Source organism: Pseudanabaena sp. UWO310 (genome assembly GCF_006861605.1).
Taxonomy (GTDB): domain Bacteria; phylum Cyanobacteriota; class Cyanobacteriia; order Pseudanabaenales; family Pseudanabaenaceae; genus Pseudanabaena.
This window is the reverse complement of record NZ_SELU01000033.1, coordinates 13,003-32,808: the sequence shown is the minus strand read 5'-3', so window position 1 is coordinate 32,808 and position 19,806 is coordinate 13,003. Positions and strand designations below refer to the sequence as shown.

Below are 19,806 nucleotides of genomic sequence, written 5' to 3'. Positions count from 1 at the left end.
GAGGGTTTTATGGGATTGTGGCTAATTTTAGCTAACTGTTTTCAACCCAGCAAAGCCAGTAAGATTTCCATCCATAGTCGCCAAAGTTAGATCATAGAAAATTGCGGTAGCCGCGATAAACCGATCCGCAGGATCTTGATGAGGTAAGGCAATTTCACGACTCAAAATCGCAATTTCATGATTTAACAGAGCTTCGCGAGTTTCTAATTTTTGAAGCGATAAGTTAATCCATTTACTCGTATTAGGCTGTAAAGATATTCGCCGTTTTTCCGCAAGAATGACTGTCTCCCAAATACTAATCGGACTTAACCAAATCTCAATAGCTGGATTTGCGATTAGTGATTTTAGTTCACTTGATAGGCGATCATCTGCGAGTAAATACCATAGCCAAATATGCGTATCGAGCAAAAGCTTCATTGCAATACTTCCCAAGCACTTTCAGATAATGCTGGGGCAACTATATCTCCCAAAATTTCGCCACTTCCTTTCATGACACCAAAAGCAGGACGTTGGGTTTGAATTGTCTTAGGTTCAAAATTAGCAGATATCTTCTGTGATTTTTGCAAAGATTGAGCGATCGCGCTTATTAGTTCGAGGCGATCGCTTGTTGATAATTTATAAGACTGTTCTTTAAGTTCTTGCAGTAACACGATCACGATATCCTTTTGAGCTAAAAGACAGAATGATTATAACAGTTAATTAATTGTGATGAGAACGCTTTATCTCCCTAAATAAACTGACAAAAAATTCAGTACTGGTAATTGGGATATATGAGATCGCCTTAAAATTAATTTTGGGGTGATCGCTTATAGATGCATATACAGTCTGTGGTTCAATGAGTAATAACTATCATCTATAGGAATATTTTTCATCGTGGCGATCGCAAACCAGTATGGCTATTACACCGAAGATTATCGGGAATTTGTGATTACAAATCCGCGCACTCCGCGCCCTTGGTTTAACTATATGTGGAATAGCCAATATGCAGGGCTAATTTCCCATACAGGTGGCGGCTTTAGCTTTTTGGAATCGCCACGGGATAACCGCATCAGCCGAATGCGCTATAACTGTCTGCCTTGGGATCGTCCTGGACGTTATGTAATGGTTAAAGATAGCGCCACGGGGAAATATTGGTCACTGAGTTGGGCTCCGACAATTGATTTAAAATATGATTCCTATGAATGTCGTCATGGGCAAGGCTACACCAAGATTACCACGGAGATAAATGGAATTCGTGGGGAAATTACTTACTTCGTTCCTACTGAAACCAATGCGGAAGTTTGGCGCGTGAAGTTAACGGAACTTTCAGGACAAGCCCGTGATTTAGAGATTTATTCATTCTTGGAATTATTGATGGGCAATGCTCTCAACGATCAGATCAATCAACCTAATGACAAACATTTCACGGATATTCATTTCGATCGAGAACTGCAAGCTTTAGTAGCTACGCGCCGCTATTGGGTTTTGAATAAGGGAGTTTCCGTTAAGCAACCAAATATTGATTGGAAGTATCAGGTTTATTTCTCGCAAAGTTTGCCAATTTCAGGCTTTGATAGCAGTCTCGATAAGTTTATTGGCAGATGGCGATCGGAATCTAATCCTGTGGCGGTAGAAACAGGGGTGATGCAGAATACCGAGATTACGGCGGGTGATCCTGTGGTGGCTTTGCAGTCGAAGATTAGCTTGGCAGCAAATGGCTCTGTGGATTTTGCCGTGACTTTGGAAATTGTGCCGAAAGAGATCCCCCCTACCCCCCTTAATAAGGAGGATAAATTTTCTTCTCCCCCCTTATTAAGGGGGGCTGGAGGGGATCTCCTAAAAACTATCGATCGCCAATTCCTTCAACTAAAACAAAAATGGGATCAGCATTTGTCCTGTGTACAGGTACAAACACCCGATGAAGCCTTTAATGCGATGATCAATGTCTGGAATCAGTATCAGGCGGCAGTAACTTTTGATATGGCACGAAATTCGGGCTACTATCACGGTGGATTGCTATTTGGGACAGGAATGCGCGATCGCTTTCAGGATATTCTCGGCGTAGTCATGGTCGATCCTGCGCGAGTCAGAGAAAGATTAATTAAAGCGCTGAACTTCCAATTTAAGGATGGTTCCACTTTACATAATTATTTTGTCCTGACCAATACAGGCGAGCGCACTAACCATTCTGATACGCCTTTGTGGATTCCCTTTGGGATTGTGGAATACCTCAAGGAAACGGGTGATTTTTCTATTCTTGAAGAAGTGGTTCCTTACCATGATGAGACTTCAGGCAATGTCTACGAGCATTTGGTGAGAGCGCTGGACTTTGCGATCGCCAATACAGGCGAGAGAGGAATGCCACGCATCTTTACAGGTGATTGGAACGACACCCTCGACCATGTGGGCTCACAGGGCAAAGGCGAAACCACTTGGGGCGCATTTTTCTTAGGTTATGTATTGAAAAAATCTTTACCAGTTTGCGAACAACAAGGCGATCGCGCAGCATTAGATCGATTTCAGAAGTTCTATGAGCATTTGCGCCAAGTAACCAATGATGTCTGTTGGGATGGTGAATGGTATTTACGCGCCTTCCGTGACAATGGCGAACCCATCGGCGTATCGAGTGCGTCGCAAGGCAAAATCTTTCTCAACGCTCAATCATGGGCGGTAATTTCCGAACTTGCGCCACAGGAACGTGCTGATAAAGCAATGGCAAGCAGCCGCGAATATTTGGCTACTCCCTTTGGAATGCAAATCGTCGCGCCATCCTTTACGGAAATTGATGACACCGTTGGGCTAATCAGTCGTTGCGTTCCGGGAAAGAAGGAAAATGGTGCAGTGTTTAATCATGCCTCCTCTTGGTTTGTATTAGCTTCGATTCTCAATGGTGATACGGAATTTGCTTGGGACATCTATCGCCGCATGATGCCGATTAATTCTTCACAGGCGACTGATGCAAAATGCGATCGCTTTGAAACCGAACCCTATGTCTATCCCGAATATGTGACCAGTCCCGATCATGAAACCCAAGGTCAGGCAAGTCATTCATGGCTCACAGGCACAGCCGTATGGATGCTTCGCATTGGTATCGATTACATCTTAGGATTCCAGCCCACATTTACAGGCATGATCATCGATCCTAAAATTCCAAGTGAGTGGTCTGGATTTACAGCAAAACGTAAGTTTCGAGGTAAGGTTATCGCGCTAACGGTAGTCAATCACAGCGACATCAAGCAGATGACCGCAAACGGCGAGATTGTAAAAGAGAAATTTATAGATTTGACTCGGTATAATGGAGATGAAATAGAGATCGTAGTTCATTTATAAATCCCTACCATAGGCAGTGCAAAGCACTGCCTGCGAACCATACTAAAAATCCCATGCAAATTCATCGTCTAGCCGTTCTTAGTGACAACTATGTGTTTGTCTTGTACGATCCTGCCAGTAATACTGCCGCAGTCGTCGATCCTGCGGTTGCCGAGCCAGTCTTAGATAAGTTAGAAGAACTAGGCGCAAATTTAGTTGCGATTTTTAATACCCATCACCATGGCGATCATGTTGGTGGTAATAATGCGCTAATTAAAAAATTTCCCGATGCAATTGTCTATGGTGGCGAAAAAGACCGCGATCGCATTCCCCACCAGCAAGTATTTCTCAAAGGCGGCGATCGCGTGACCTTTGGCGATCGCGAAGCGGAAGTATTTTTTGTTCCTGGACATACTTACGCGCATATTGCCTATTATTTCCCTGCGGTGGGCGATCAAGGTGGTGAATTATTCTGCGGGGATACTTTATTTGCAGGAGGCTGTGGCAGATTATTTGAAGGCACTCCCGCCCAGATGCTAGAATCCCTCGATCAATTGCGTCAATTGCCTGACGATACTCGCGTTTGGTGCGCCCATGAATATACCTTGGGTAATCTCAAGTTTGCCCTCACCGTTGATGGCGAGAATCCTGATTTACAAGAGAGGATGGTCACTGCAACAGCCATGCGGCAAAGGGGCGAATCTACAGTTCCCAGCACGATTGGTTTAGAAAAGCAGACTAATCCCTTTATGCGTTGGGATGCGCCCGCAATTCAGCGATCGGCGGGGCTTGATATTCCCGATCGCGTCTTTGCCAGAATTCGCGGACAAAAGGATAATTTCGCTGGTTAGAATTACACAATTGGCGGCGCGAAGCGCCGCCAATTCGGTTTTGGGAATAAAAAAGCTCCTCAAAGAGGAGCTTTTTTATTTTTTAACTTTATGTTCTAACTGGGGTGCAAGGATTCGAACCTCGGAATGGCTGGACCAAAACCAGCTGCCTTACCACTTGGCGACACCCCATTGTGTCTCTTACAGTATCGGTGCGTTTTTCAAATCTCTTTGATTGCGCGGTACTTACTATAGCAAAGGTATATGGGGTTTTGTCAACCCATTGCCCAAACTTTTTTATAGGACAATGCAAATTATACCAAATCACAAAATGGCTACGCCATTTTCTTCTACAAATCCAAAAGAATGATTGGTGGCGCGAAGCGCCACCAATCATTCTTTTGGATTTAGTTATCAAGCAGGACAGAATCTTTAGACAGAGCAATCTGTAACTTACAAAATCCTTCAATATGACTGCAAACATCTTGGAGGTGTTGCTCAGCCCATGCTTGTCCATTACTGAATGGGGTATCGAAACCATTGGCAAAAACATGGACGAGGGGATCGCTAGCATCGGGCAACACTAAAACCCAGTCAAAATCGCTATAAAAAACCTTTACCCCATCGATCAGTTCTACCTTTTCTCTCCCATAGGATTCGACTAGGTGGCGCATGAGCGTGCCTTTGATGCTCCAAGGGCAACGCACTATCTGCTTCCGAAAATGACAACGGGGTAAATGCAACCGTACCTGCGATAGCGATCGCTTTTGCAGCGTAATCCATTCCATAATTTTGGCAATGCTAAACATGGCATCAAAGCCTGGATGCAGTTGCGGGAAGATAAATCCCATTTCAGCCGAGCCTCCCAGCACTACCCCCTCATGGCTATGACAGGTTGCCATTAACGCTGTGGGATTAGCACGGGTACGGATCACTTTGCCTGCATGACGCTCCGCAATTAATTCCACCATGCCTGAGGCGGAGACAGGAACGACAATAGTGCCGCCATGTTGTGACATCAGAGCCATTTCCACCATTAAACCCGTCAAGAGCTCATCGCGGATAGGCTTACCCAATTCATCGATCAAGATAAACTTTTCGCCATTAGCAAAGACCTGTACCCCAAAGTTGGCTCTAACCGCCTTGACCACATCGGTTAGTTGGGTCAACATTTTTTCGCGATCCACGGGAGCGGGAGCCACCTCATTGAGGCTGGCATTGAGAACGACGACATCGGTGCTAAATTTGCCTAAAATCCTTGGTAAGACTGCCCCTGACACGGCATAGACGTAATCAATGACAATTTTTTTACAATCGCTAAAACGAATTGATTCTACATCAATGTTTTTGGCAAACCCAGTGTTGTAATAATCCAGTACGCGGGTGGGATAGCTAATTTCCCCAATTTCCTCAATACGGGCGCGGCGGAAGTCCTCTTTAAAAAAGGTTCCCTCGATCTTTTTCTCTGTCGCTTTGTTGATATTAATGCCATTACTATCCAAAAACTCGATCGTTACACAGTCACTGCGATCGGGATGGACGCGCACATGGATACCACCGACAACGCCTAAACTGGGTGCAATGAATCGCGAGATGGGAATTGCCGTGGCTTCGAGGTTCTCCACATTAATGCCGACGGACATTAACCCTGAAATTAGCGATCGCGTTAGCATTCGGCAGATCGTCCGCTGATCTCGCGATACCATCACATGGGAATTGGGGCGTAGGGTTGCACCATAGGCCGCCCCCAGCTTGACGGCAAATTCAGGCGTAATATCCACATTGGCGAGCCCAGATACACTATATTGCCCAAATAGGTTTCGTGATGCCATCGCCCCCCAAATTAAGTTTGTGGTAAGGGTTGCGCCTGCTTCCACATGCTTACTTGGCCAAATCCGCACATTGGGAAAAACTCTTGCCTCTTCCCCAATTACTGAGTTAGAGCCAACCACGGCTCCCTCCATCACATGGGCTCTTCTACTAACCCTCACGTTGCGCGAAATCGTGCAAGCCCAGAGATGACATTCCTCAGAAATCATGGCACTGTTGCCCACGATCGGTCGCTGGAGATCGCAATCAGCCCCAATGGTGACGCGATCGCCAATGATCGTTCCTGCGGAAATTTTAGTGCGATCGCCGATCGCGCAGTTGCTACCAATCAATACAGGGGGTTCGATCTGTACCGTAGGCGAGATGACCGTATGTTTGCCAATCCAGAGCCCTGTCCGTAGCTGCACGTAGTCCATATCTAGATGTACTCTTCCCCTGATGGCATCATATTGGGCTTGCCGATAGGCATCGAGGGAACCAATATCGCACCAATAGCCACTAGCGATATAGCCATACATAGGTACATTTTTGGCAAGCAACAGGGGAAATAGATCGTTAGAAAAGTCGCTGGGCTGATTTACGGGTAAAAAATTTAAAACTTCAGGTTCCAGAATGTAAATACCTGTATTTACCGTATCGGAAAAGACCTCACTCGTTGAGGGTTTCTCTAGAAACCTTTTAATACGATCTTCTTCATCGGTAATTACCACTCCAAAGGCCATCGGATCGGTTACTCGCCTTAAAATCAGGGTAGCTTGAGATTTTTTGGCGCGATGGAATTTGATGGCGGCGGTCAGATCGAAGTCAGTGATGCTATCGCCGCTGATTACCAGAAAAGTACTATTTAAAAGGCTTTCTACGTTTTTAACACAGCCAGCGGTTCCCAGCGGTTGATCCTCCTCAACCACATACATCATATTTACGCCAAAATCGGAGCCATCACCGAAATGTTCTCGAATTACATCAGGCAAGTAATGCAAAGTGGCGATTACTTCGCGAATGTCATGACGTTTTAATAAATTGAGAATATGCTCAGTAATCGGTCGATTTAGTACCGAGACCATCGGTTTTGGCATGTCACATGTGAGCGGACGTAGTCTTGTTCCCGACCCGCCTGCCATCAATACTGCGCGCATAGATCCTCCGAACGTCAATACGTAATAGGATTAGGCTCTAGTATCGTTCAAATTTGCGATAAAGCAATGAAAATAAACCTTAATCCTGAAGCTATCCCCACCAAAATCTCTACCAAAGTCTCTACCAAAATTATTGTGGCGCTAGATGTCCCATCAGCGACGGAAGCGATTAATTTATGCGATCGCTTACCACAGGTGGATTTCTGGAAAATAGGACTGGAGCTGTTTATAGCCGATGGCGTTACGGTTTTACGCGAACTAAAGACCCGTAACAAACGGATTTTTCTCGATTTAAAGCTCCATGACATCCCCAATACCGTTGCCTCAGCATGTCGAGTTGCTACTAAATATGGTGCAGATTTCTTAACAATTCACGCAGCAGGCGGTGGGGCAATGATGCAAGCTGCGCAAGCGGAGGTTCAAGACTCGTCAACGCAACTTTTAGCGGTTTCGCTCTTAACCAGTATTTCGGCGACAGCATTAGCCGACGATCTCAAGGTTGGTTTAGATATCCCTGAATATGTGTCCCAGATGGTTTTGTTGGCAAGGGCGAGCGGTTTGCAGGGAGCGGTTTGTTCTCCCCATGAGGCTGCCAAACTGCGATCGCTATTAGGTGATGATTTTTGCTTGGTGACTCCAGGAGTGCGCCCGAGCGGAGCCGCAGTGGGCGATCAAAGTCGTGTGATGACTCCTCGGCAGGCGATCGCCGCTGGTGCTAACTATTTAGTCATTGGTCGCCCAATTACAGCGGCAGTAGATCCCATCACAGCATGGGAACAAATTTGCCAAGAATGCATCTAAACTATAGCCAAGCTTACTGAATTTCCATAGCGATCGTTAATTCATTCGTTAATTCATTTAAATAAACATGAAAAAACTAAATTCCCTTATCCTCACTGCGCTTGTTATCTTGAGTTCGGGCTTTGCCCTAAGAGCTATGCCCGCTAATGCTGAGAGATGGACTGCAATCACGCAAACTAAGGGAGCTGTTAAAGCTGAAGATGATTCTGTAAAATCAGAGGTCTTAGCACAACTGAATCTAACAGCGGCTCAGAAGAAGAAACTAATTGCTATTACTACGGACACCTATAAGAAAGTTGCCCAAAATCTGACTCCCGAACAACGTCAAAAGCTGGAAACAGGTTTAAAAGCTAGACAAGGATTTGTGCCCGTCTTAAAAACATTAAATTTAACTGCCGATCAAAAGAAGACGATAGGGGCGCTTCTGGTCGATCACAGAAGGCAGTTGGTGGCGCTGTTGACACCCGAACAAAAGAAAAAATTTGAGGCATTAACTGCAAATAAAAGATAGCTAGGAAAAATAAAAACCCAAAATATGAGTGGCGGCGCGAAGCGCCGCCACTCATATTTTAGTCGCAAGGAGACGGCGCTTCGCGCCGTCTCCTTCTTTGCAGTTTTAACTTACTTTAGATACTTGTAAAAGTTTGTGATACTCAGCTTCCGAGGCGAGATCGAGGGAGCTTTCTACCCGATCTAAAAAGACCTTACCTTCTAAATGATCGTATTCATGTTGGAATATTCGAGCCACAAAATCCGTTAATTTAGCAACTTGCCGATCGCCATATCGATCCGTATAGGCAACTTCAATTTCACGGTAGCGGGGGACTAGCCCGCGAATCATGGGTACGGACAAACAACCTTCCCATCCTTTTTCAGTTTCCTCTGAATGCGAGATGATTTGGGGATTGATCATGGCTGTTGGTTCCATTTGGGGCGCATGAGGATAGCGTTGATTGGGATGGGAAGCCACAATTAATAATTGTAGCGATTTCCCGATTTGGGGAGCTGCCAAGCCAACACCTCTACTTTCTTTGAGAGTAACTAGCATGGCATCAATGAGCTGTTGGATCTCGCGATCGCTCGTATCAGCGATCGGTTGAGCGATTTGCCTCAAGATCGGATTACCGATCTGGTAAACCGATTGCTTAGGAGCTTTTTCAGTAAATAAATGAGTAAATAAAGTAAATATCTGATTAAAGGGTTTATTAAATTTTTTGTTAAGCGTTTGATTAATCAATTTAATTGGCTGGGTAAACATAGATGAATTACTTAGATGAATTACTTGAATGAATTACCTGAAAATCTATCTCTATGATAGTCTCCCTATAGAAAACATGGCTATCGCCAGAAACCCAAGAATAGAAGGTTGGCGCTGAGCGCCAACCTTCTATTCTTGGGTTTTGATTTTGTCCTAACGCAGATGGCGACAGCTAACAGCTATATCATTAAGGGCGCTATGCTTTAGGATTTGCTTCGTAGGCGAGAATATCGATCAAGGCATCAGCTTCAGTGACAGCTAAACGTGCTTTCTGATACTCATCTTCAAACTTAGCATTAGCCGTTGTGAGTCCTTGCATGATCATAATCGCAAAATATTCACGTTTTGTCATTCCTTCGACAAGGCTATCAGTATCTCGGTTATAACCAACAGGAAATGCGCTATCACTGCGTCTAGTGGACATATGTTGTTTTCCTAACAAAATATCAAGGCATATTTTAGCATTTCAGGAAAGTAGTTCGGGAAATTTACGAGCTAACTCAGCGATCGCAGGGCAAATTGGCGCATTTTCAGTGCGGTTTTCTAGAGTATTCCAACTGAAAGGGGCGGCTTTTGCCGCTGAAAGCCATAGTAATTTCTTGGCACGGGTCATGCCAACGTAAAGTAGCCGAAACTCCTCAGCCTGTTTGAGGTAGTTATATTGCGCCCAAGCTTCTTCAGCGTTAGGAAGGCGATCGCCGTGAACGATCGCCCGAATCTGAGCCCGCGTTACTTCGGGCAAGCCGAAATCCCCCAAGAACTTAACGGCTTCAGGAATATAGGCTTCTCCAGGACAAATACGTTTATGGAGAAAGGGCATGAAAACGACATCCCAGTCTAAACCCTTGGATTTGTGCAAACTAATAATCGTTACCTGTCCGCCTGCCATGTAACGTCCTTCTAAATTCTCATCTTCAACAGCTTCAAAACTCTCCGATTCCACAATTTCTCGTAGGGCTTCAATTACGGTTTGCATTGAGTAATTGCCGACGAGTTGCTGGTTGAGGCGATCGCCTAATTTATCCGCTGTTGCCAATAGTCCTGCCTCTTCGTCGTAGAGGGTAAAGGCAATAAAGGGAATCAGGTTGTATAGGGGGAGCGTTATTTTGGCACGGAGCAGCCCGATACATTTGGATTGAGTCTCTTGCGCAAGGGTTGATAGGCTCGGATCGAGGAGGGTGGGATAGAGAAATTTTTCGGGATTGCTGGCAAGCGCATTGAGATCCTGCTGTGATGAGATTTTTTGGCGATCTTTGAGAACTTCTAAGGCTGACTTGAGATTGTCAGGGGAATGGGGGCGTTCCATAAATTGTAAAATTGCCAACATATCCATCGGCACACGCGAACGGCGATCGCTCTGTTCCACATCATAGATTTTTATGTCATGCTCTTTGCTCAGCCCTGCCAAAGCATCCGCCACAAATCGTCCCTGATTATGTTGGCGCACCAAAATCGCCATACTGGTCTGGGGATTTTGGGCATAGAGTTGCAGAATGCGATCGCCAATCATTTCCATTTCCCGCTCGATATCATCGGGAGTATAAATCTCTACACCCTTGCCCATGGGTTCGGGGTTGGCATTTGCCTGCGGGTCATCAGCATCGACGGGGCGGATTTTTTGAGGACGAAAGGGCTTCTCGATTCGTGCATATTCGGAATGATTGACCCAATGTAGGACGTAATTAGCGGCGCGCATTATATTGCTGGTACTGCGTCCCGCCCGATCGAGGGTGGAGAGTTGGGCATTGAGGTGACAGCGATCGCAAAACTCATTAAAAAAACGCGGATCGGCGGGCGTAAAGGTAGAATTAATCGCTTGATTGGGATCGCCAACTCGCATGAGGTTTTTAACCTCCGCTCCCTCCGATGACAAGGGCGGCTGGGCGAGGGAATGCTGCGCCAGAATCTCTAATAACTTAGTCTGCAATGGAGAAGAGTCTTGAGCTTCATCTTCAAATACTGCAAAAATCCTTTCTTGCCAATATTTACGAACGTTATCATTTCTTAATACTCGCAAGGCTCCCAAAATCATATCGTCATAGTCGATAGCTCCTTCCTGTCGCAATAGACGCTCGTAGGTTTCATAAAGCCCCGCCGCAATTTCTAAAATATTCCCTCCATCAGGGGCTTTGGCATCGCGTAGCTCTAATGGACTCAAGCCAGAGCTTTTTGCGGTAGCGATCGCTTCTCTCGCTAAGCTCGGCAATACATCGGTACGCAATACGGTTTGTCGGCGCAAACGTTCGGTATCCTCACCATCAAAGTTTCTACCTTCGAGAAGTAGATCGTATAGTTTAGGATTCTCTTTCACCCAGAGATAGGTGGCATTGCGAATTAGCTTCTGTTTGAGCGATTCGGAAATAATCTTGGTTTCTCCCACACCAAATCCCGATAGTTCGCGATGGGTACTGGCAATGTTATAAGCCAAGCTATGGAGAGTACTGACCGTAAAAGCACTCTGGGGTAAGTGAAGATTTTTTAAATGCTCGGATACTTTTTTACGAATATTGCTGACTGCCGAGCGCGTAAAGGTAACGATTACCAGTTGCTTTTGCCGATGGAGTTGCAACTTAGCGATCGCGATCGCCGCCGCAACTGCCATTCCCGTCGATTTGCCTGCGCCTGGTACTGCGGATACAGCCAACTCTCCACCCTGCCAGTCTGCCATTGGTTGTTGTCCCTTACGGAGAGTTTGGCGCAATTCATGGAGAACTTCAGGAGAAACCATAGGGAATTTATCACAACTTAGTAAATCAATTAAGTAAATCAATTAAGTAAATCAATTAAGTAAGTAGTTCAGCATGATTAAAAATCAAAACCAGAGAGCATACCGCCCAGCGGGCGGTACTCTCTTCTAGATTTTCTGGATTTTCTAGACTTTGAGTTTACCTATGCTTAGCCACTTATTAGCTACTTATTAGCTACTTATTATTTTATAGCTGTCACCAGTCATCTTTGACCAAAAGCCAAAAGCCAAAAGCCAAAAGCCAAAAGCCAAAAGCCAAAAGCTAAAAGCTAAAAGCTAAAAGCTAAAAGCTAAAAGCTAAAAGCCAAAAGCTAAAAGCTAAAAGCCAGATGCTGTACAAAGCAGATCTCTCTTGATTTCCTTACGGTGATTACCCTCGGAAATTTATAGGGTTTCGCTTGCTATGATGGTTAATAAGTAGCTAGGCATAATTAAAACCTGAATTCACAAGCTATAGCGCACTTGCTGCGCTTGCGCTACCGATTTTGACAGTGGGTTTCAATTATGCCCAGCTACTTAGAAAAAATCAAAAAATAATTACTCAAAAGATAATTACAAGGATAATTACAAGGTCTATGTCATCAGCGCTTAGTGTAGAAAAATTAGTCTCCGATGCCAAAGATACCGCTAGCAAGCTAGGGATTAAAAAATTTGATATTTACGGTGCGATCGTTGATGAAACCAGTGCCGAAGTGGATAGCGGCGAGCCTAAACAAGTATCGGCATCTAATCGCGCTAGCGTCACCGTGAGGGTTTGGAATGAGGAAGGGACGGTTGGTGTTACTTCCACCACTAATACCGATCGCGTAGGATTAGAACTCGCCCTCCAAAGCGCCCATGAAGCGAGTTTTTTTGGAGCTAAGGAAAACATTCCCGATTTTAGTCCCGAAGCGATCGCGATTCTCCCTCAAGCATCTCAAACTGCTCCTCAAACTTCTCCTCAAACTGCGATCGAGCTGCTTGTCGCCACCCTCTTAGATGCTGAGAAAGAATTATTAGCAAAACATAGGGCGATCGCGGGAGTTCCCTATAATGGGCTCTCACAACGCGATATCAGTCGATTCTATCTTAATAGCGATGGCGCAATGCGGAATGAAAGTAGTTCCTATAGTTCCATTTATCTTTATACCAAAACTGAAGAAGAAGACAGAAAACCTCGCAGCGCAGGGGCTTATCGCGTGAGTCGGGATTTTGCGAGTTTAGATGTCAAGGGTTGTGTGGAAGAAACTGCGGAAAAAACCATCAGTCATTTGAATTACGACAAAATTAAATCTGGTAAATACTTAGTCGTATTTTCTCCTGAAGCCTTTTTAAGTTTAATTAGTGCCTTTTCGAGTCTCTTTAATGCCCAGAGTATTCTTGATAAAAACAGTCTCTCTAACCCCGATTCGATTGGTACTCAGATCGCTTCGCCCTTGCTAAATGTGAGCGATGACGAACTGCATATAGGTAATGTTGGTGCATCAACCTTTGATGGGGAGGGAACACCAACTCGCCGCACGCCCTTAATTACTGATGGTGTTTTAGTGAACTTTTTGCATAGCTCGGTCACGGCAAAGCGTCTGAATGCCAAGCCGACGGGCAATGGTAGTGTGGGGGCGAAGGTTTCTGTAAGCCCTAACTTTTTTCATGTAGAGCGTAGTAATGCAGCTAATGAGTCAAATGAGACAATTTATGACTTAGAAAAGGTGGATAATGTTATTTGGATTGACGAACTTCAAGCCCTTCATGCGGGAGTACAGGCATCACAGGGTTCTTTTTCTTTGCCTTTTGATGGTTGGTTGTTAAATAAAGGCGATCGCATCAGTATTGAGTCCGCCACTGTAGCAGGTGATATCTTGGAATTACTCAAGGCGATCGTTTATGTTGAACCAGAGGTAAAGATTACTCCTTCAGGGGTTGCACCCAAAATTTGGGTAGAGGGGCTGTCAATCACTGGCGAAGCATAGATAAATGGGTCGCTTTTGGGCTCATTTATCTATCTACCAATTCCCAAAATGGCAACGCCATTTTGGGAATTGGTATTAATTAGGGGTGCGCGGCTTTGCCGCGCACTCCTAATTATTTAATTTATAAGCCCTATTTTTTAGCATTGTAAAAATTAACATTTGTCATCTGTGCGCCCTCAAAAAGAGCATCCTGCATATTTGCCCAACTTAAATTAGCCCCACGTAAATCTGCCCCACGGAGATCGGCATTGCGTAAATCTGCTCCCTTAAGATTGGCATAGCGCAAATTGGCGCGATGAAGATCGGCGCTGTTTAGATTAGAGTAGCTCAGATCTGCCCCAGTGAGATTAGCACGGCAGAGCTTAGAATTGGCAAAGTTAGCCTTACTCATTAAGGCGTGGCTAAAGTCAATCTTGTGCAGATCGATCGCCTGTAGATCTGCACCTACGAGATTGATATTAGAAAATACTTTTCGCCCCGCTCGATAGACTTGTAAAAATTCTTTAGCATCCATTAATTGACTAGCCTAGGCAAAATTCTATTAGTTATTGTACAGACAAATTTTTAAAAGCTTTGCCAAGCGAGGCTTTTATAGTACCTTTTGCTTAAAGTTATAGCTATAGTTACTCAAGTCAGGACAAGCCGAATAGAGAGTTGCGGCGCGAAGCGCCGCAACTCTCTATTCGGCTTGATTTTCGTCCTAACATTACTGGTTACTGAATATAGATATAAAATAAAAGCGAGAAACTGATTTTTTGCTAAAGATATTGCAATGCAATGTCTTTAGCAAAAATCCTCAGATTCGGTGGATGGCTAGTGGCTATAAAAATTTGTCCCGTAATACTAACCCTCAAAAGAGTCTAGATCTAGTGCTGCTGAGCCACCTTTTTCTAACTCCACCAACATTTGTCCTAATTGCCGCCAAACGAGGAGAGCAATGCCTAAGGTAATGGGAATGGCGACGATATAGCCGAAAAGCGTCGGAAACCCAAATACTTCTAGTCCCGTGGACATAAATACGGCGATACTAATGGTCATGCCGAGATAGGGCACTTTGATGCTGGCGCTTTTTAGCTCTAGCATGGTGCGCGAAGATTTGCTTTTAGACCAAATATTGACAAGATTCCGCAAAGTTACTTCAAAGGAGCGTCCACAGGCAATTCCTGCGATGAGAGAAATAGCAAATAAAAAATAGGGAGGATCGGAAGGAAAATAGTAATTCACAGGTATATAAACTTTTGAGTATGTAGTTATATTACTCCCTTCCCAGTGAATAAATTAGTGGCGCGGAGTGAAGCCATGCGCCACTAATTTCGATTTAAAACCTAGAAGAGCGTAACGCTCGCGTAGCGGGCGGTACGCTCTCAACTGCTTAGTCCGAGAGCGGATAGTTGGGCTTGGGCTTTTTGTAGGGATTCGCGCCATTCTCGATCGCTCATACTATCAGCGACGATCCCTGCTCCGACCTGTCCCCAAATGTGATCGTTAGTTTTGAGCAAAGTCCGAATCAGAATATTCAGATCCATATTGCCCCGTCGATCGATATAGCCACAGGAACCATAAAATAAACTGCGGCGTTGGGGTTCTAATTTCTCGATAATTTCCATACAGCGTATTTTCGGGCAGCCCGTAATAGTCCCCCCCGGAAAAGTAGCGCGGATCAGATCGACTAAAGTGCGATCGCTTTGCAGTTTACCTACCACGTTACTAACAAGATGCATCACATGGCTATAGCGCTCGATCGCCAGTAACTCGTCCACTTGAATAGTCCCTGCTTCACAGACCCTTCCGAGGTCGTTACGTTCGAGATCGACGAGCATGATATGTTCGGCTTGTTCTTTGGTACAAGCGCGTAATTCGCGTTCAAACTCCTGATCTTGCTGCTCGGTTTTGCCGCGCGGTCTTGTCCCCGCAATGGGGCGAGTTTCGGCATGGCGATCGCGCAAACTGACTAACCGTTCGGGGGAAACGCTGATCACTTCACCCCAAGTTGTGCGCCAATAACTGGCAAAAGGAGAAGGGTTGATCCTTTGTAAATGTCGGTATAGTTGCCATCCATCGGCTTGCCAAGGATGACCAAAGCGCATCGAAAGATTAGCCTGAAAAATATCTCCCGCATAAATATGTTCTTTGACTTTGTCCACCATCATCTCATAGCCTTGCTGGGAGGGCGAATAGGAAGGCTGGGCTCCAAGGATCGATGCGGTTGACTGGAACGACAAAGAATTAGCTGGGGATTGTATCTGGGAAACACGATCGCTGAGGCGATCGCTTAACTCATGTAACTCTTGGCGATTGCTCGCGGCGATCCAGACTTCCTGTGTCTGATGATCCATGACCGCAAAACTAGATGGCTCATACCAAAATGCGATCGGAAAAGGTAGGGTATCGGTTTTGGTATAGGGCAATCGTTCGATTTCCCAAGCGAGATCGTAGCCTAACCAGCCCAGATAGCCCCCCGTAAATGGTAAATGCTGCGGAAGTTGATCGATGTGGGTGTTCTGAGCAGAGGCGACTAATTGCGATCGCAATTGTTCTAGACAGGGCAAAATTTTCCCAACTTCGGGAGTCCAAAAGCGTAGGGGTTTACCTGCGGCAATGGAATAGCGGGCTAGTTTTGAAGGGGCTGCGGCGGGGCTTTCCAGCAAAACCGTTACAGGATCATGCGCATAGAGCGATTCCCATAAATCTGCGCCTGTCATTTCTGTGGGTAGCGATCGCTGAAGCCACACCCAATCGGTCATAGAAGATTTTGTAAGGTACGGTTTTATTAAACCGCAATTTGGTCAACTGATATAACGCAAAAGATGGCGGCGCTTCGCGCCGCCATCTTTTGCGTTATATCAGAAACTATAGTGGTAGCCAATTATGTTAGGACAAACCCAAAACCCGCAAATAGAGTTGCGGCGCTTTGCGCCGCAACTCTATTTGCGGGTTTTAGGTCTTAATACCAATTCACGAAAGTGTGACAACACTTTTGTGAATTCAACACCAAACCCAGTAAGGTTTTGAGATTCTCAAAATGGCAACGCCATTTTGAGAATTGGTATAACTACAGTGGCTATAGCTATATATCTATAAAAATTGAAAAATTGCCAAAATTGCCGTTTCATAGTCGCGGTAGGATAGAAAAATCGGGAAATATCTCAAACGATCCGAACCGAAAAACTATCAACAGCCCCACAGGGAATAAACAACTCAATAAACAACTCAATAAACAACTATGAACCGCAGCTTATTTATTGGAATTCTTGCCGTAATTGGATTAATGGTACTTGCAAGTTCCTTGCCAAATAGGTTTTATGGCGCTAACGATCGCAAGTTTATCGTTATTACCATCATTACCTGTATCGTTTCCGCGCTTGGTTTAGCCGTATTCTTTAGCGTTCCTTTCCTAACCCATTAACCCCCTATTATTTTAGGGAAATTTTGATAAAATTCTCAATATTTTGCCATGGTGGGCTCAACGATATAGGCATAGGCATCAATGCCGCCATCGATATTTTTGACATTGGTAAACCCTCGCTCGATCAGCCATTGACACATTTGCGCCGATCGCATCCCGTGATGGCACAAGACTAGGGTTTCTGTGTGGGGATCGAATTTTTCTTTGAAATCAGCAGCCCATTCCTCATATTCGCTTAGGGGTAAGATCGTAAAATCAGCGATCGCGGCGATTTCCACCTCATGCCGTTCGCGCACATCAATCAGTTGCAAATCTTGATGTTCTCCAGCCAAACGTTCGGCTAGCTCTTGGACGGTAATTTGGATGATAGACATACTGACAAAATATCTCTTAGGTATGAGTTAAAAACCTAACACAAGTCCCGCTTTTAGTTCAAACTTTAGATGATAGAGCTTTAGCTTTCACTTTCACTTTCACAATAAGTTAAATGATTGGGAAAAAATCCTGCCAAGCTGGATGATTGCCCAATTATTGATTTATCAATGATTTACCCATAAATTTATTTGTCTAGACCAATGAGCCAGCCCATTGAAGAATTGTTGAGAGATCTCAAAAGTGCCGATGAGGAGATACGCGAGCGAGCCACTCAGGGGTTATGGGAAATGTGGTTTATGCAGAAGGGGATGCAGGGATTACAGGTATTGCGTCAGAGCCAAATGATGGCGGATAGCGGCAATATCAGACAAGCGGAGTTAATGCTCACCCAATTAATTCTTTCCCAGCCAGATTTTGTGGAGGCATGGAACCGACGAGCCGTTTTGTTTTATATGCAAGGCGATTACAAGCGATCGATCAAAGATTGTCTGAAAGCGATTTCGCTCAATCCCTATCACTTTGGGGCGATTCACGGGCTGGGTTTATGCTATGCCGCGATCGGCAACTATAGCGAAGCGATCGCCACTTTCCATAGGGCTTTGGAAATTCAACCTTTCTCCCTCACCAACCAAAAGTTGATTCTTGAATGTACGGCTATGTTGAATTAATACCAATTCACAAAAGTGTTGTCACACTTTCGTGAATTGGTATAAAACCCCAAAGAGAGTTGCCGCGCGGAGCGCGGCAACTCTCTTTGGGGTTTAATTGTTATGCCATAGCGGCGTGCGTCGGACAAAGGCAAGAAGGCAGATCCCCACGCTAATACATAACCATCCGCAAATAAGGTTGATGAGGGGGAGCGACTGCTGGAGAACACCTAGGGATAGAACCTTACCCATGGATTGAGAGGAGAGAAAAGCGCTGACGAGTAACATCGCTGAGCCGATTTCCCATGAATGCAATCGCGAATTAGGTTGGGGACGATCGCTTTGTAGGCTATTGGGCGCAACTAGCTGGAGAAAAAATCTCGCGATCGCAGGACTCACAAGGCAAACGCCCAACCAAGCGATCGCACTTTCCGATGTTAATTTTGAGGGCAAGGAGAAAATGAGTAAAAGTAAAATACCGACAAGGATAAATGCTGTCCCTGCTAAAATACCTGCCCCTTGTGGCAATAAAACATTGGCTAAACCTAAACTGTCCCGCTCCGTTTCCTGCTTAGCCAGATGAAACTCATCGCGGAGGGTTTTATCTAGTTGATCGTTTCGATCAACGTCTTTTTCCGCAGGTGACGGCAAATTTGTCATCACTAAGGGGATGGTAATATCGCGATTATTGCCCGTTAGCTGCATCCAACTCAATTCTCCGCCAGCTTCCTGTAATTTGACAATCGAAAGCATGGAGAACGATGTGATATCGATTAGATATTCGGCGGCAATTCCCCATAGCCCTGCAAACTTAATTTGTAAAATCTTTTCGGGAGAATGTAACTGGGCTTGCCAAGTAAAAAATCCCGTTAATCCAGAAGCGGTTAAGACGATTGCGGCGATCGCCCTCAGATTGCTCGATAAGTCGAGCATTGTCCAGCAGAAAAGCCCAAAAACTATTAGTACCAAACTATTAAACTGTCTCGGTTGCTGACCAATTGCCGAGGGACTAACTAAAACTGTGCGATCGGAATAGGTAACGACATTGAGGGACTCGGCATTAAATTTTTCTGGCGGTTGTTTGCGATCGGTAGTGGACTTAAATCTACTTGACTGTAAGGATAGGGAAGCCGCAATTCCTGTAAAAATAGCGGCTGGCAAAACCCACCAAATTGCCACAAATAACTTGCTGTTTTCGGGCGATCCCCCAAGGACTGCGATTAAAACTAGCCAATAGGTCGCAATCCCCAACAATTGCGATCGCGAAAAAAGGTAATTAGAATTTTGGCGGCATACCTCCACAACGGACTTAGCCGTATATATTCCAATTATTAAACCGCAGACCAAGACCATACTGGTAATTGCCAAAAGCTCTAACTCGCCTTTTGTTAATAGCCGAGCAATCGCAATAGCAAGGATCGCTAAACCTGCAAAGATAAAATTTACAGAAATAGGATAAGTTGCTTGTCGCCACCCCCACCCAATTCTGCCTGACACCAATTGTCGTTGTGTGTGGGAGGGCAAAACTTGCATAGGCAGT

At 45.0% G+C, this 19,806-nt stretch carries 18 protein-coding genes and 1 tRNA gene; 7 read left to right on the top strand and 12 right to left on the bottom strand.

All coding sequences use genetic code 11. The annotated features are described in order from the left end of the window. Positions 1 to 27: 27 nt before the first annotated feature. Both PseudUWO310_RS12475 and PseudUWO310_RS12470 read right to left on the bottom strand, forming a co-directional pair. Entirely contained in the window at positions 28 to 417 is a 390-nt protein-coding gene (locus tag PseudUWO310_RS12475) for a type II toxin-antitoxin system VapC family toxin (protein ID WP_142601701.1), read from the bottom strand. After that, positions 414 to 656 carry a hypothetical protein gene (locus tag PseudUWO310_RS12470; protein ID WP_190316008.1) on the bottom strand — a complete coding sequence of 81 codons (243 nt, stop codon included), beginning with the start codon at positions 654 to 656 and terminating at the stop codon, positions 414 to 416. The genes PseudUWO310_RS12475 and PseudUWO310_RS12470 overlap by 4 nt, the downstream gene beginning before the upstream one ends. 217 nt (positions 657 to 873) lie before the next feature. Here PseudUWO310_RS12470 and PseudUWO310_RS12465 point away from each other — a divergent pair, with 217 nt between their 5' ends. Continuing rightward, on the top strand, positions 874 to 3,309 hold the full coding sequence (locus tag PseudUWO310_RS12465) for a GH36-type glycosyl hydrolase domain-containing protein (protein ID WP_142601699.1): 2,436 nt from the start codon (positions 874 to 876) through the stop codon (positions 3,307 to 3,309). A 53-nt stretch (positions 3,310 to 3,362) separates the two neighbouring features. Next, the gene (gene gloB / locus PseudUWO310_RS12460) at positions 3,363 to 4,139 is read left to right on the top strand and encodes a hydroxyacylglutathione hydrolase (protein ID WP_142601697.1); all 777 of its coding nucleotides are present in this window, start codon (positions 3,363 to 3,365) and stop codon (positions 4,137 to 4,139) included. Between the two features lie 99 nt (positions 4,140 to 4,238). Here the strand turns inward: gloB and PseudUWO310_RS12455 are convergent. Beyond that, a tRNA-Gln gene (locus PseudUWO310_RS12455) sits at positions 4,239 to 4,310 on the bottom strand. Positions 4,311 to 4,525: 215 nt separating this feature from the next. Continuing rightward, positions 4,526 to 7,084, bottom strand: coding sequence for a mannose-1-phosphate guanyltransferase (locus PseudUWO310_RS12450; protein WP_142601695.1), 2,559 nt, complete (start codon positions 7,082 to 7,084; stop codon positions 4,526 to 4,528). Positions 7,085 to 7,150: 66 nt separating this feature from the next. Between PseudUWO310_RS12450 and pyrF the strand changes: the two genes are divergently transcribed. Next, positions 7,151 to 7,885 carry an orotidine-5'-phosphate decarboxylase gene (gene pyrF, locus PseudUWO310_RS12445; protein WP_142601693.1) on the top strand — a complete coding sequence of 245 codons (735 nt, stop codon included), beginning with the start codon at positions 7,151 to 7,153 and terminating at the stop codon, positions 7,883 to 7,885. Positions 7,886 to 7,952: 67 nt separating this feature from the next. Further along, positions 7,953 to 8,396, top strand: coding sequence for a hypothetical protein (locus PseudUWO310_RS12440; protein WP_142601690.1), 444 nt, complete (start codon positions 7,953 to 7,955; stop codon positions 8,394 to 8,396). A gap of 105 nt (positions 8,397 to 8,501) precedes the next feature. Here PseudUWO310_RS12440 and def read toward each other — a convergent pair whose 3' ends face one another. The 3 genes from def to PseudUWO310_RS12425 all read right to left on the bottom strand — a co-directional run bounded on the left by def (position 8,502) and on the right by PseudUWO310_RS12425 (position 11,871). Further along, on the bottom strand, positions 8,502 to 9,143 hold the full coding sequence (gene def, locus PseudUWO310_RS12435) for a peptide deformylase (protein WP_223805642.1): 642 nt from the start codon (positions 9,141 to 9,143) through the stop codon (positions 8,502 to 8,504). Positions 9,144 to 9,339: 196 nt separating this feature from the next. After that, positions 9,340 to 9,567 (bottom strand): hypothetical protein, encoded by a 228-nt coding sequence (locus PseudUWO310_RS12430; protein ID WP_009627339.1) that lies wholly within the window; start codon positions 9,565 to 9,567, stop codon positions 9,340 to 9,342. 42 nt (positions 9,568 to 9,609) lie between these two features. Next, complete coding sequence (locus PseudUWO310_RS12425) at positions 9,610 to 11,871, bottom strand: ATP-dependent helicase (protein WP_142601688.1); 2,262 nt, start codon at positions 11,869 to 11,871, stop codon at positions 9,610 to 9,612. A gap of 593 nt (positions 11,872 to 12,464) precedes the next feature. On the opposite strand from PseudUWO310_RS12425, the gene PseudUWO310_RS12420 reads away from it, so the two are divergent. Continuing rightward, complete coding sequence (locus PseudUWO310_RS12420; RefSeq protein WP_142601685.1) at positions 12,465 to 13,838, top strand: TldD/PmbA family protein; 1,374 nt, start codon at positions 12,465 to 12,467, stop codon at positions 13,836 to 13,838. A 130-nt stretch (positions 13,839 to 13,968) separates the two neighbouring features. Here PseudUWO310_RS12420 and PseudUWO310_RS12415 read toward each other — a convergent pair whose 3' ends face one another. From PseudUWO310_RS12415 to PseudUWO310_RS12405, 3 genes are all read right to left on the bottom strand, one after another. Continuing rightward, positions 13,969 to 14,352, bottom strand: a complete 384-nt coding sequence (locus PseudUWO310_RS12415) for a pentapeptide repeat-containing protein (protein ID WP_142601683.1) — start codon at positions 14,350 to 14,352, stop codon at positions 13,969 to 13,971. A gap of 329 nt (positions 14,353 to 14,681) precedes the next feature. Beyond that, entirely contained in the window at positions 14,682 to 15,062 is a 381-nt protein-coding gene (locus tag PseudUWO310_RS12410; RefSeq protein WP_055075154.1) for a hypothetical protein, read from the bottom strand. Between the two features lie 140 nt (positions 15,063 to 15,202). Continuing rightward, entirely contained in the window at positions 15,203 to 16,582 is a 1,380-nt protein-coding gene (locus PseudUWO310_RS12405) for an anthranilate synthase component I (protein WP_142601681.1), read from the bottom strand. A gap of 479 nt (positions 16,583 to 17,061) precedes the next feature. Here PseudUWO310_RS12405 and PseudUWO310_RS12400 point away from each other — a divergent pair, with 479 nt between their 5' ends. Further along, complete coding sequence (locus PseudUWO310_RS12400) at positions 17,062 to 17,244, top strand: hypothetical protein (protein WP_009627333.1); 183 nt, start codon at positions 17,062 to 17,064, stop codon at positions 17,242 to 17,244. 35 nt (positions 17,245 to 17,279) lie between these two features. Here PseudUWO310_RS12400 and PseudUWO310_RS12395 read toward each other — a convergent pair whose 3' ends face one another. Further along, positions 17,280 to 17,618, bottom strand: coding sequence for a rhodanese-like domain-containing protein (locus PseudUWO310_RS12395; protein WP_142601678.1), 339 nt, complete (start codon positions 17,616 to 17,618; stop codon positions 17,280 to 17,282). A 201-nt stretch (positions 17,619 to 17,819) separates the two neighbouring features. Between PseudUWO310_RS12395 and PseudUWO310_RS12390 the strand changes: the two genes are divergently transcribed. After that, complete coding sequence (locus tag PseudUWO310_RS12390) at positions 17,820 to 18,287, top strand: tetratricopeptide repeat protein (RefSeq protein ID WP_009627331.1); 468 nt, start codon at positions 17,820 to 17,822, stop codon at positions 18,285 to 18,287. Between the two features lie 93 nt (positions 18,288 to 18,380). On the opposite strand, the gene PseudUWO310_RS12385 is transcribed toward PseudUWO310_RS12390, so the two are convergent. After that, complete coding sequence (locus PseudUWO310_RS12385) at positions 18,381 to 19,799, bottom strand: hypothetical protein (protein ID WP_142601676.1); 1,419 nt, start codon at positions 19,797 to 19,799, stop codon at positions 18,381 to 18,383. Positions 19,800 to 19,806: the final 7 nt, after the last annotated feature.

Bases quoted from the DNA above. Each gene is read 5' to 3' on its own strand.
- PseudUWO310_RS12475 (WP_142601701.1), bottom strand. From the start codon at position 417: ATGAAGCTTTTGCTCGATACGCATATTTGGCTATGGTATTTACTCGCA.
- gloB (WP_142601697.1), top strand. From the start codon at position 3,363: ATGCAAATTCATCGTCTAGCCGTTCTTAGTGACAACTATGTGTTTGTC.
- PseudUWO310_RS12450 (WP_142601695.1), bottom strand. From the start codon at position 7,084: ATGCGCGCAGTATTGATGGCAGGCGGGTCGGGAACAAGACTACGTCCG.
- pyrF (WP_142601693.1), top strand. From the start codon at position 7,151: ATGAAAATAAACCTTAATCCTGAAGCTATCCCCACCAAAATCTCTACC.
- PseudUWO310_RS12440 (WP_142601690.1), top strand. From the start codon at position 7,953: ATGAAAAAACTAAATTCCCTTATCCTCACTGCGCTTGTTATCTTGAGT.
- def (WP_223805642.1), bottom strand. From the start codon at position 9,143: ATGTTTACCCAGCCAATTAAATTGATTAATCAAACGCTTAACAAAAAA.
- PseudUWO310_RS12430 (WP_009627339.1), bottom strand. From the start codon at position 9,567: ATGTCCACTAGACGCAGTGATAGCGCATTTCCTGTTGGTTATAACCGA.
- PseudUWO310_RS12425 (WP_142601688.1), bottom strand. From the start codon at position 11,871: ATGGTTTCTCCTGAAGTTCTCCATGAATTGCGCCAAACTCTCCGTAAG.
- PseudUWO310_RS12420 (WP_142601685.1), top strand. From the start codon at position 12,465: ATGTCATCAGCGCTTAGTGTAGAAAAATTAGTCTCCGATGCCAAAGAT.
- PseudUWO310_RS12415 (WP_142601683.1), bottom strand. From the start codon at position 14,352: ATGGATGCTAAAGAATTTTTACAAGTCTATCGAGCGGGGCGAAAAGTA.
- PseudUWO310_RS12405 (WP_142601681.1), bottom strand. From the start codon at position 16,582: ATGACCGATTGGGTGTGGCTTCAGCGATCGCTACCCACAGAAATGACA.
- PseudUWO310_RS12400 (WP_009627333.1), top strand. From the start codon at position 17,062: ATGAACCGCAGCTTATTTATTGGAATTCTTGCCGTAATTGGATTAATG.
- PseudUWO310_RS12395 (WP_142601678.1), bottom strand. From the start codon at position 17,618: ATGTCTATCATCCAAATTACCGTCCAAGAGCTAGCCGAACGTTTGGCT.
- PseudUWO310_RS12390 (WP_009627331.1), top strand. From the start codon at position 17,820: ATGAGCCAGCCCATTGAAGAATTGTTGAGAGATCTCAAAAGTGCCGAT.
- PseudUWO310_RS12385 (WP_142601676.1), bottom strand. From the start codon at position 19,799: ATGCAAGTTTTGCCCTCCCACACACAACGACAATTGGTGTCAGGCAGA.